This is a genomic window from Mycoplasma sp. 2704, from assembly GCF_034863285.1.
In the GTDB taxonomy this organism is placed as follows: Bacteria; Bacillota_I; Bacilli_A; order Mycoplasmatales; family Metamycoplasmataceae; genus Mycoplasmopsis.
This window is the reverse complement of record NZ_JAYFFD010000003.1, coordinates 101,277-113,301: the sequence shown is the minus strand read 5'-3', so window position 1 is coordinate 113,301 and position 12,025 is coordinate 101,277. Positions and strand designations below refer to the sequence as shown.

12 protein-coding genes, 1 tRNA gene and 1 other RNA gene are annotated in these 12,025 nt (G+C 31.2%); 11 read left to right on the top strand and 3 right to left on the bottom strand.

Going from position 1 to position 12,025, the window contains the following annotated elements:
• The first annotated feature begins 2 nt into the window (after window positions 1–2).
• From VBM90_RS01890 to rplO, 6 genes are read left to right on the top strand one after another with little or no spacing between them, the layout of a single operon-like run.
• A complete protein-coding gene (locus tag VBM90_RS01890) occupies window positions 3–188 on the top strand; it encodes a type Z 30S ribosomal protein S14 (protein WP_257089315.1) in 186 nt (61 codons plus the stop codon).
• Window positions 189–190: 2 nt separating this feature from the next.
• Window positions 191–586 (top strand): 30S ribosomal protein S8, encoded by a 396-nt coding sequence (gene rpsH / locus VBM90_RS01885; protein ID WP_323176675.1) that lies wholly within the window; start codon window positions 191–193, stop codon window positions 584–586.
• Window positions 587–591: 5 nt separating this feature from the next.
• Complete coding sequence (rplF, locus tag VBM90_RS01880; protein WP_257089319.1) at window positions 592–1,131, top strand: 50S ribosomal protein L6; 540 nt, start codon at window positions 592–594, stop codon at window positions 1,129–1,131.
• A gap of 24 nt (window positions 1,132–1,155) precedes the next feature.
• The gene (gene rplR, locus VBM90_RS01875; RefSeq protein WP_257089321.1) at window positions 1,156–1,506 is read left to right on the top strand and encodes a 50S ribosomal protein L18; all 351 of its coding nucleotides are present in this window, start codon (window positions 1,156–1,158) and stop codon (window positions 1,504–1,506) included.
• Window positions 1,506–2,135, top strand: a complete 630-nt coding sequence (rpsE, locus tag VBM90_RS01870) for a 30S ribosomal protein S5 (protein ID WP_257089323.1) — start codon at window positions 1,506–1,508, stop codon at window positions 2,133–2,135. The genes rplR and rpsE overlap by 1 nt, the downstream gene beginning before the upstream one ends.
• A gap of 7 nt (window positions 2,136–2,142) precedes the next feature.
• On the top strand, window positions 2,143–2,577 hold the full coding sequence (rplO, locus tag VBM90_RS01865) for a 50S ribosomal protein L15 (RefSeq protein ID WP_323176692.1): 435 nt from the start codon (window positions 2,143–2,145) through the stop codon (window positions 2,575–2,577).
• Window positions 2,578–3,049: 472 nt separating this feature from the next.
• Here the strand turns inward: rplO and VBM90_RS01860 are convergent.
• The 3 genes from VBM90_RS01860 to smpB all read right to left on the bottom strand — a co-directional run bounded on the left by VBM90_RS01860 (window position 3,050) and on the right by smpB (window position 3,958).
• A tRNA-Thr gene (locus VBM90_RS01860) sits at window positions 3,050–3,124 on the bottom strand.
• A gap of 3 nt (window positions 3,125–3,127) precedes the next feature.
• Window positions 3,128–3,510, bottom strand: a transfer-messenger RNA (tmRNA) gene (ssrA, locus tag VBM90_RS01855).
• 7 nt (window positions 3,511–3,517) lie between these two features.
• Window positions 3,518–3,958, bottom strand: coding sequence for an SsrA-binding protein (smpB, locus tag VBM90_RS01850; RefSeq protein WP_323176674.1), 441 nt, complete (start codon window positions 3,956–3,958; stop codon window positions 3,518–3,520).
• Between the two features lie 167 nt (window positions 3,959–4,125).
• Here smpB and VBM90_RS01845 point away from each other — a divergent pair, with 167 nt between their 5' ends.
• The 5 genes from VBM90_RS01845 (at window position 4,126) to VBM90_RS01825 (ending at window position 11,963) form a co-directional block, all read left to right on the top strand.
• Entirely contained in the window at window positions 4,126–6,615 is a 2,490-nt protein-coding gene (locus VBM90_RS01845) for a valine--tRNA ligase (protein WP_323176673.1), read from the top strand.
• Window positions 6,603–7,433, top strand: coding sequence for a bifunctional 5,10-methylenetetrahydrofolate dehydrogenase/5,10-methenyltetrahydrofolate cyclohydrolase (locus VBM90_RS01840; protein ID WP_257089337.1), 831 nt, complete (start codon window positions 6,603–6,605; stop codon window positions 7,431–7,433). Before VBM90_RS01845 ends, VBM90_RS01840 begins: the two co-directional genes overlap by 13 nt.
• Before the next feature lie 7 nt (window positions 7,434–7,440).
• A complete protein-coding gene (locus VBM90_RS01835) occupies window positions 7,441–8,286 on the top strand; it encodes an HAD-IIB family hydrolase (RefSeq protein WP_323176672.1) in 846 nt (281 codons plus the stop codon).
• A 143-nt stretch (window positions 8,287–8,429) separates the two neighbouring features.
• Window positions 8,430–9,899 carry an endonuclease gene (locus VBM90_RS01830; RefSeq protein WP_323176671.1) on the top strand — a complete coding sequence of 490 codons (1,470 nt, stop codon included), beginning with the start codon at window positions 8,430–8,432 and terminating at the stop codon, window positions 9,897–9,899.
• Window positions 9,900–9,992: 93 nt separating this feature from the next.
• Window positions 9,993–11,963: an endonuclease gene (locus VBM90_RS01825; protein ID WP_323176670.1), complete on the top strand. Its 1,971-nt coding sequence runs from the start codon at window positions 9,993–9,995 to the stop codon at window positions 11,961–11,963.
• The last annotated feature ends 62 nt before the right edge of the window (window positions 11,964–12,025 follow it).

The following is a 12,025-nucleotide window of genomic DNA, read 5'->3' as shown; positions in this document are numbered from 1 at the left end:
TTATGGCAAGAAAAGCATTAATCGCAAAAGCTAAACGTCACCCTAAATTCTCAACACGTGCTTACACACGTTGTGAATTATGTGGACGTCCACACTCAGTTTTAAGAAAATACAAAGTATGTCGTATCTGCTTTAGAAACCTTGCACACGAAGGTAAAATTCCAGGTATGAAGAAAGCGAGTTGATAATTATGTTTATTACAGATCCAATTTCAGATTTAGTTGTTAGAATCAAAAACGCTAACATTAGAAAACATAAAACTGTTTCAATTCCATATTCAACTAAAAAAGAAGCTATTGTTAAGTTAATTTTAGAAGAAGGGTACATTGCATCTTACATAGTTTCAGGTGAAGGTGTAAACAAAGAATTAGTAGTTACATTAAAATACAAGAAAAACAAACAAGCTATCGTTGACTTTAAAAGAGTTTCTAAGCCAGGTCTTAGAACTTACGTTAAAGCAGATGAAATTCCTAGTGTTTTATCAGGTTACGGTACAGTAATCATCTCTACTTCAAAAGGATTAATGACAGGAAAACAAGCTAAGGAGGCTAATGTTGGTGGTGAAATCATCGCTTACATTTGATAATTAGTATGTCTCGTGTTGGAAATAGAGTTTTAGTTATTCCTGCTGGAACAGAAGTTTCAGTTAACGGTAACACAGTTACAGTTTCAGGAAAACACGGAAAATTAGAAAGAACATTTAGTCCATTAATCAAAGTACAAGTAGAAAACAACCAAGTTACAACAGTACGTGCAAATGAAAACAAACAAACAAAACAATTACATGGAACAACAAACGCTCTTATCGCAAACATGATCAAGGGAGTTTCAGAAGGGTTCCAAATTGATTTAGAAATCAAAGGGGTTGGGTACAAAGCTGAACTTAGAGGAAATGAACTTGTAGTTAACGCTGGATACTCACACCCAGTTTCAAAACAAGTTCCATCAGAATTAAAAGTTACAGTTGCTAAACCTACAGAAATTTCAGTATTTGGAATTAGCAAAGAGCAAGTTGGACAATTTGCTTCAGTAGTTAGAGCAATCAGAAAACCTAACGTGTACTCAGGTAAAGGTATTTCTTACAAAGGTGAAAAAATTAGACGTAAAGAAGGGAAAACAGCTTCTAAATAATTTAGGAGTTGCTAGGTGAATAAAATGAAAGCAAAATCAAGAAACGCAGCTAGAAAAGTTAAACATGTTCGTTTACGTCAACACATTAGCGGTACAGCTACAAAACCTCGTTTAAATGTATTCAAATCACACCAAAACTTCTATGCTCAATTAATCGATGACACAAAAGGTGTTACATTAGCAAGTGTTTCAACACTTAAAAATGAAAAATACTCAGGAAACATTGCTGCAGCATCAGAATTAGGTAAATTAATGGGTGAAAAAATTAACAAATTAGGTATTACAGAAATCGTTTTTGACCGTGGTGGATACATCTACCATGGACGTGTTAAAGCATTCGCAGAAGCAGTAAGAGAACAAGGAGTTAAATTCTAATGGAAAACAAAAAAGAAGTTAAATTAGAAGCTGGAACAAAAGAAGTTACAGCAAGAAGACCAAGAACAGTTAAATCAGAAGCTACAGAAAACAAACAAGAACGTGCAAACAGAAAACCAATGAACAGAAGACCACGTCAAGCAGCTCCTAAATTCGAATCAGAATTCTCAGAAAAAGTAGTTGACATTGCTCGTGTTACAAAAGTTGTTAAAGGTGGAAGAAGATTCAGCTTCTCAGCTTTTGTTGTAGTTGGAAACAAAAAAGGTCTTGTAGGATTTGGACACGGTAAGGCAAACGAAGTTCCAGATGCTATCAAGAAAGCTGTTAAAGATGCACAAAACAACCTTGTTTCAGTACCAGTAGTTAATGGTACAGTTCCACATGAAATTACTGCTAAATTCTTAGCATCTAAAGTAATTTTAAAACCTGCTCCAAAAGGAAAAGGACTTATTGCTTCAGGAACAGTTCGTGCTGTTGTTGAATTAGCTGGATACACAGATATCGTTACAAAAACATATGGATCTCGTTCAAAAGCAAACGTTGTTAAAGCTACAGTTAAAGCATTATTAAACATGAGAACTGTTGAAGAAATCGCTGAAATCAGAGACAAAGAAGTTAAGGATTTATAATATGGCAATTAAATTAAATACTTTAAAATTCACAGAAGGTTCAAGACCAGAAAAACACCGTAAAGGTAGAGGACACGCTGCTGGAAAAGGTAAACAAGCTGGTAAAGGACAATCAGGTCAAAACAAACGTAAAGGTCACAGATTAGGATTCGAAGGGGGTCAAACACCATGATTCCGTAGAATCGGAAAACGTGGATTTAACAATGTTAACCACGTTGAATACCAAGTAATCAACCTTGCTGATTTAGAAACAAGATTTAACGACGGTGATGTAATCACAATTGAAGCTTTATTCAGTGTAAACTTAATTAAAAGAAATATGCCTGTTAAATTATTAGGAAATGGTACATTAACAAAGAAATTAACAATCGATGTACACAAAGCATCAGCATCAGCTAAAGAAGCTTTTGCTAAATTAGGTGGAACAATTAACGAATTATAATTTCTAAATTCAATTAAACATATAAAGCACTTTAGCTATTGCTAAGGTGTTTTTTTGTTTTTAGCCTTCTTTATTAAAACATTAAAATTTGATTAAAATAACTGCTAAATTTTAATTTTTTGCAAAATATATAAACTATTCAAACAATGCAATTTATACAAGAGAAGGGATGTAAACAAAATCAAGCAAATAGCTAAAAATGTCGCGCTCATTGAACTCTTTTACGACCTGTTGGTATCTTTAACCACGAGATACTGAAATTGTTGCAGCAACATACACCAAATGGAATCAATATTTTAGTTATTTTCATACATTCTTTTTAATAATTACAGTAGATAACTTTGCTATCTATCATTATTCTAAAAAAATGTAAGTAAATTCTGAAAAAGGTAGGTACTTAGTGATTGTTTTAAAAAAGACATTAAAAAAATCACAACTTCGATAGTCATGATGTTTAAATATATTAATCTAATGGTGCCGCTTATGAGAATCGAACTCATGATGGTTGGTTACGAGTCAACTGTTTTACCACTAGAACTAAAGCGGCTAATGGTGGAGATAAGGGGAATCGAACCCCTGTCCACAAATTGAGCATGTTGCTGCATCTACAGTTTAGAATACTTTTTATAACTGTTTTAATGATAAAGTATTCGAAAAATATTAAACAGTTTGGCTAAATTTCACATCAGTTTGCCAAAGCTAATGCTATCCTCTTAAGACCAACTTTAATATAGAAAGGAGCTACATTAAAGTCACCAGATTGCATTTAATTAAGCAAAAACTGGGTTTAAGTTGTTCATTGAGAACATCGCAAAGTTTGAAACTTTGTTTTCTTTTTTAGCGTTTCCATTTAAGAAAGTCTAGAAGTAATTATAGTCTACCACACTACTGCAACAACAACACCCCAAAGTATGTCGAAACCATTATATCCCCATAATGATTATTTATATGAATTAATTAGCTTATTGAGTTTTTTATTAACTTCGTCTTTAATGATTTGTTGTCTTTTATCATATTTTTTAAGACCCTTAGCTAAAGCTATTTCTACTTTAATTCTTGATGAAGAATTAAAGTACATTTTTAAAGGTATGATAGTAAGACTTTGTGATTCTGTAGCAAATTTAATCTTACGAATCTCATTTTTGTGAAGAAGTAATTTTCTATCTCTAAACTCATCTGCTTTTACGTGCATATATTGCTTGAAGTAAGCTTCCTTAAGATACATTTCACCTTTGTAAATAGAACAAAAGGCATTTGAAATGTCAATTGAATTAGCTCTAGCTGATTTTACTTCTCAACCAAGTAATTCAATTCCTGCTTCATATTTATCAATAATTTCATAGTTGTGATGAGCTTTTTTATTTGTGCTAATTATCTTCATACAATTAAATTTTACTATATTGTTTTATAAACATTTTATTTTTTCACTTATGTGCTACCAGTAAAAGGGGCAAGGAATTTTAGCAAAATTTATTATAATTTTAATAATTATTTATATAGATATTTTTTTAAGTAAAAATACCTTGAAATTATTTAAAGGAGGTATTAATGGACAAAATATATAATCACACTCTAGTTGAAAAAGACATTGATAAAAAATGACAAGCTAAGAAATATTTTCAAACTCATGATTTAGACAAAAAACCTTTTACTATTTTGTTACCACCACCAAATGTGACTGGTAAGCTACATTTAGGTCATGCACTTGATGTTTACATACCTGACACAATTATAAGATATAAGAAACTTAATGGTTTTGATGTTATGTGAGTTCCAGGTATGGATCACGCCGGAATTGCTACACAATCAAAAGTTGAGGATGTTTTATTCCAATCAACAGGTCAAACTCGTCACGATTTAGGCAGAGAAGCTTTTGTTGATAAGATTTGAGAATGAAAAGCTGAATATGCAAACTTATTTAGACAACAATGATCAAAAATTGGTCTAGCACTTGATTATTCAGCTGAAAGATTCACACTTGATGCAGAAGCTAATGAAGCTGTTTCAAAAGTTTTCATTAACTTATACAACAAAGGTTTCATTTACAAAGGTGTTAAAGCAATTAACTGAGATGTTAAGTTACAAACTGCTTTATCAAACATTGAAGTTAATAATGAACCTACAGAGCAAAAAATATACTACATCAATTATCCAATTAAGGGTTCAAACGATGTGTTGACAATTGCTACTGTTAGAACAGAAACTTTATTAAGCGACGTTGCTGTTGTTTTTAATCCAAATGACTCAAGATACAAAGATTTAGAAGGAAAAGTTGTAATTCACCCAATTACTAAAAAAGAATTACCAATCATCCCTGATGAATATGTTGATATTGACTTTGGTTCAGGATTAATGAAACTTAGTGCACACGCTGAAGTTGATGTTGATATTATAAAAAAACACAATCTTGAAATCAACGAAACAATTTCAAAAGATGGTTTAATTAACTATCCTGCATTACCTGAATTCCACGGTTTAGAAAGATTTGTAGCAAGAGATAAGATTGCACAATTCTTACAAGATAATGGTTATATTCAAAAAGTTGAAACAACAATTTCAAATGTTGGTATTTCAGATAGATCTAAAACACCAGTTGAAATTTTAGTGCTACCACAATGATTTGTTAAAATGGAACACTTCAGAGATTTAATCTTAAAAGATTTAGATTCTTCAGAAGCTGTTAAGTTCTATCCAAAACGTTTTGAATTAACTATGCGTCAATGAATGGAAAATGTTTATGATTGAACAATTTCTAGACAACTTTGATGAGGACACAGAATTCCTGCTTGATATGACCAAGATGGTAATATGAAAGTTCAAGTTGATTCACCAGGTGAAGGGTGAGTTCAAGATCCAGATGTTCTAGATACTTGATTCTCATCAGGACTTGCTCCATTTGTGTTCTTAGGATGACCTCAAAATGATGAAAAACTAAAAAGATATTATCCAACATCTCTTTTAGTTACAGGTTATGACATTATTTTCTTCTGAGTAGCTAGAATGTACTTCTTTGGACTTGAATTTACAGGTCAAAAACCATTTGATAGATTACTACTTCACGGCCTTATTAGAGATGCACAAGGTAGAAAAATGTCTAAATCATTAAACAATGGTGTTGACCCTATGGATATGGTTGATAAATATGGTTCAGATGCTTTAAGATGATTCTTAATCACAAATACAACACCAGGTTTAGATATTAAATTCTCAGACGATAAAGTTGAAGCTGCTTGAAGAGTTAATAACAAGTTATGAAACATTACTAGATACATTAATGAACTAGAAGATAATAACAATGAAGCTACTGATGCAGATAAGTGAATATTAAATCAACTTAAAAACTTATCAGTTAAGATCGATTCACTTATTGATAACTATGAGTTTTCAATTATTGGTTCAGAAATCTACAAATTCATTTTCACAGACCTTAGTGGATGATACGTTGAATTCTTAAAGAGTTCATATTCTAAAAAATCAGCTCTTGAAGTCTTAAGAAAAACTTTAATTGTGCTTCATCCATTCTTGCCATTCATAACAGACAGGTTATATTCAGAAATCTTTGATGCAGAATTATTAGAACAATTATGACCTACATTTGAAGATGATCATTCAACCGATTATATAAACACAGTTATTGAAGTTGTAACTGAACTTAGAAAATATCGTGAAAATAATCAAATTTCTAAAAAAGAACTTCTTATTTATTCACTTAAAAACGATGTTCCACAAGTTGCTATTGAGACAATTAACAAAATGGTATTTGCTTTATACGAAGATAATAACGATTACTTAATAGCGCTAAATGACAATGTTTTATTCATAAAACAATCAGATGAAACAAAACAAAGAAATAAAGAGCTCCTTTTAGAAAAAATTAATTTTGTTAAAGCAGAAATAGCTAGAGCAGAGCAACTTTTAAACAATGAAAGATTCGTTTCAAAAGCTCCTGCTGATAAAGTTGCTGTTGAAAAAGCAAAATTAGAAAAATATACAGATGAACTTAAAAAATATGAGGAGGAATTATCATGCAAATATTAAGCGGTAAAGAGTTAGCTAAACAAGAATTAGCTAAATTGAAACAAGAGATAATTGATCTTGATTTAGAAAGAAAATTAAGAATGGCAATTATCCAAGTAGGAGATAATGCTGCTTCAAACAAATACATAGCTCACAAATTAAGAGTAGCTGAAGATTTAGGGATTGAAGCTGAATTATTCAAGTTTGATGAGGATATTTCTCAAGACAGATTACTTAAGAAAATGGACAGAATCAATGAAAAATTCGATGGAATCATTGTTCAGTTGCCATTACCTTCTCATTTACCAACTCAAGTTATTTTAGATGCAGTTCCATACGATAAAGACATTGATGGACTTACAACAAAAAATGAATTCAGATTATATAACGATACAGCTGACAAACACTTTATTCCAGCTACAGCACGTGGTGTTTTAGAATTAATGGAACACTATGGAATTGATGTAGAAAACAAAAGAGTATGTGTTGTTGGAAGATCACATGTTGTAGGAAAACCTCTTGCACACATTATTAAAAGAAAAAATGCTAACGTTTCTACATATAATGAAGAAACAGGAATTAAGGGTATTGAAAATGCAGACATCTTAATCGTTGCAATAGGTGTTGCAAAATACATTAAAGCTCACAATGTTAAAGAAGGAGCTATTGTTATCGATGTTGGAACTAACTTGGATGACAAACTTTCAGCAGAATTATCAGGTGATGTTGACTTTGAAGATGTTAAAGATAAAGTAGCTGCAATTACACCAGTTCCTGGTGGAGTTGGACCTATGACTGTAGTTGCATTAATGAAAAACTTAGTTGACATTGTTAAATAGGAGATTAATGCAGAAACCTAAAATTATTTTTATCGATCTAGATGGAACCACATTAGATGGACCGGAAGAAAAATTCTGAATGCGTAGTGCAACAGAATTTACTAAAAAAACACTTACAGAGTTAAATAAACAAATTCCAGTTGTAGTTGCAACTGGTCGTGGTTTAAGTGCAAAAACTTCTGATATTGTTAAAGGTTTAACAGGAGAAATTACATATATAGCTTGAAATGGAGCTGTTACAGTTGAGAATGGAAAAATTATTTCAGAGGAAATAATTGAACCTGAAAAAGCACAGTTATTATTTGATTTAATCTCTAAAAAATTTGCTTTTGTAACGATTGATTCAAGACACGTATATGTAAAAAACTACTTATATTACATTATTAAATTTGTAAATAAAATTTACAAAAACTTTTCTAAGAAATTCAGATGAATTACAAATGCAAAACCATACAAAGACTTTAAAAACGATTATCCTATACACAAGGCTCTTTTATCTAGTTTATCAGCTAGAAAGGCTGCTAAATTTGCTAAAAGATGAAAAGAAAAATATGGAGACATGTTTGAAATAGCATTTGTTGGAGAAAAAAATAAAACCTTAGAAATTACTAAGATTGGTTCATCAAAAGGTGAAGCTGAAGTTGCATATTGCAAACTTAAAGGAATTGATCCTGAAGATGCTATGCACATTGGTGATTCAATGAATGATTCAACTACAAAAGGTAAAGTTGGAACATTGATTGCAATGCAAAATTCAGTTCCTGAACTAAAGAAAATTGCTGATGAAATTACTGAATTCCCATGCAATCAATCTGGACTTGCAAAGTATTTATCCCAATTTTTAGACAAGTAAATTTTTCACAAAATATGGAATAAATTTTCCATATTTTTATTTTTTATTTGTATAAAATTATAAGTAATATAATTTTTAAATTATATTGATACATAATACAACTAAAATAATAGAAATTTTTAACCTTATTTTAAGGAGGAAAAATGAAGAAAATTTTTAAAAAATTATTTTTAACATCAAGTTTAGCAGCTAGTGCTATTTTACCGATGGTTTCACTTTCATGTAATAAAACAGATGATAATACAAGAAAAGAAATTGTTACACCAAAACCGGTTATTCCTGCTGCACCAGCTGAAGTTTCATTAGAAAATGCAAGCAATGTGTTTAAACCTATCGAAATTCCTGCTACTTCAAAAGATCAAATCTTAACTTATTTAAAAGATGGAAATAACAAATTCTTATACTTCATGAGAAATACAAATGAAATTGGTTTAAACAGAAAAACAGGACCAGCTGTTGGGGCATTGTTTGAAGAAGCTATTAATGCTAAATTCCATCCAGCTAACTTTGAAGAACCAATTTTCACATACAAAAGTACAGATAGACCAAATGGTGATATTAACTTCCAATTTAATGCAAGTACAAATGAATTAACTTTAACATACAAAGCTGCAATTAACACAGGAACTGCTGATAATAGTGGATATGAATTTTCAACTAAAACATTCACATCAAAATTTACTGTTTTCTTTAAGGAAGCACAAACTACAACAACTCCACCAACAACAGGTGGAAACACAGGAAGTTCAAATATAACTATTACACCAGTAAATTCAAACTACTCATACAACTATGATTCAAGTAATAATTACTATGCATCAGCTAACGGAAAAAGCGGTGCAGAATTATATGCTGCATTATTAAAGATTCAAAAAGCACATTTATCAGGTGTTAGAGGATATTGAGATATTCCAGGATTCTACCAATCAAGCAACTCACCATTCAGAGATATTTACTTTGAAAAAGATAACACAATGTTAGATATTTATTCTGAAAACCCAACAGGTACAGATCCATACACATACAGATCTTACCCAACAAGTAATAATGCTTCTGGTGAGAGCCATGGAATGAACAGAGAACACGTTATTCCTCAATCTTGATTCAGTAAAGAATCACCAATGGTTTCAGACGTTCACCACATTTATCCAACAGATATTAAAGTAAACGGAGTAAGAAGTAACTATCCTCACGATTTAGTTGCAAATGCTTCTGCTAGTTGAATATCAATGAACGGTGGAAAATTAGGGACAAACTCAATTGGTATGACATCATTTGAACCAATCAATGAATTCAAAGGTGACATTGCTAGATCATACCTTTACTTCACTGTAACTTACAATGACAGAAACTTAGCAGCTACATCTCAATCAATCTTCACAAGAACAGCACCTTACATTAAAGAACACTACTTTAATACTTTTGCAAACTGAACAGCAACTGATCCAGTTTCTCCATTTGACGTTGCGAGAAATAATAAAATTGCTGCATTTGAAGGTGGATTAAGAAACCCATTCATTGACTACCCTAACTTATTAGAAAACTTAGTTGGATCAAATCCTAAACCATTCACAAACTTAGGAGTGCTTGTTTCAACTACACAAAAGAATTAATCAAATAAGCCGAAATGGCTTATTTTTTTCACATTTTGTGAAAATTAAGGCTATTTTCTATCACTTTTTTAAAAAAGTGATAATAGTAAGGGTATGAAAAAGTTTTTAAAACCATTATTAGTATTATCACTATTCGTTACATCTACATCAGTATTATCAACTCAATGTTCACAAAAAAATCCAGAACCATCAAATCCAATTGATAAAAAACCAACACCAGAACCTAAGGAACCGGTTACAGATCCAATAACTCCACCTGTTTCAAATCCAAACCCTGAACCAAATCCAGGACAACCAATAAATGAATATGAAATGCCTGATGCTTCAAACATAGTTACTAACCCAATGTCTTTAACAGAAGAAAACAAGCAAGCAATTGTTTCAGGATTAAGTGCACAAAATGCAAAACTTGTCTTCAATGCTGCTGATGACACACTTCGTTTGAATGATACGAATAATACATTTGTTGCGTTGTTAAATGAAGACGGTATTTTTCAAGAGTTTAAACTTATTAATAAGGCATTTGCAGGAAACGAAATCACTAATGAAGAAATTACAAACAACAAATTAATAGATGTTGATTCATTTGATGCACAAACAAACACAGTTGTAATTAGTTATAAAGCTACACGACCAGCTGATGGTTATATTGCAGTTGGAAGCAGTGTGTATACTTCAATATTTACACTTGATTTTTCAGGTAACGCGGTTCAACCAGTTGAAAAGGATATAACAACTTTATATAACAATATTTTAGTTTCATTACCACTTTCAGGAGACTTAAAAACACAAGTTTTAGCTAAGTTAAATGCTCATGAAAATATTGCTTATATGTACACAGACAGAACAGTTGGATTAGATAAGAAAAAAGGACCAGCATTTCTTAAATTCAAATCAGAATTTGAAAACGATGAGTTCCAATTAGTAAATGATGTAGAAAAAGAATTTACATACAAAAATAAGAAATATCCAAATAGTTTCTTAAATTACGAATATAATGCACAAACACAAACGCTAACAGTTAAATATAAATTAACAGTTAGAAATGAAGATAAGACATTTGACTACTCAAATGACAATTTATACACATCTGTTGTAAAACTTAACATTGTTGAGGAGTCATCTATAGAAGAATCAGTTAATGGAAGTGATAATCCATCAACTCCACCATCATCAGGAAATGGTGAAACACCATCAAATCCAAATCCAGAACCTTCACAACCAACTCAACCAGTTACCGCTAATGGTTTAAGATATGATGCAAGTAATAATTACTATGCACAAGCTGATGGTAAAATGGGTGATGAGTTATATGATGCATTATTAACGATTCAAAACAGTCACTTTGGAGGAGTTCGCTCATATGGTGCTTTAGGAACATTCTATGATCAATATAATGCATTTAAAGATAAATATTTTGAAAAAGATAATACATTGTTAGATATTTATTCAGAAAATCCAAACGGAAGAGATCCATATACATTCCATGATTTTCAATGAGGAAAAAGATCATCTGCAAGAGATGAAGGGGAAGGGACAAACAAGGAACACTTAATTCCACAATCTTGATTCAACAAAGAATCACCAATGGTTTCAGACGCGCACCACGTTTGACCTACAGATATTAAAGTTAATGCAAACAGAGGTAATTTCCCTCACGACAATGTAAATGATACAGCTAAAACATCAAGAAATGGTGGAAAATTAGGAAGAAACTCAATTGGTGAAACAACATTTGAACCAATAGATGCATTCAAAGGAGATATTGCTAGAGCATATCTATACTTTACAGTTACATATAGAAATAGAAACTTAAATCAAAAATCAAATTCAATATTCTCAAACACTAAACCATATATTAAAGACCATTACTATCAAACATACAAAAACTGAGTTTCAACAGATTCAATTTCACAATTTGATATTGATAGAAACAACGAAACAGCTAGATACCAAGGTGGATTAAGAAACCCATTTATCGATTATCCAGACCTTATTGATAGTCTTGAAGGTAGAAAACCATTTGTTAATAGAGGTATTTTAGTAGGTTTAGAAAATAGTTAATTAAAAAAGCAAAATGAAAACACCCTAGTTTGAATTACTAAGGTGTTTTTGATTATCTTTTA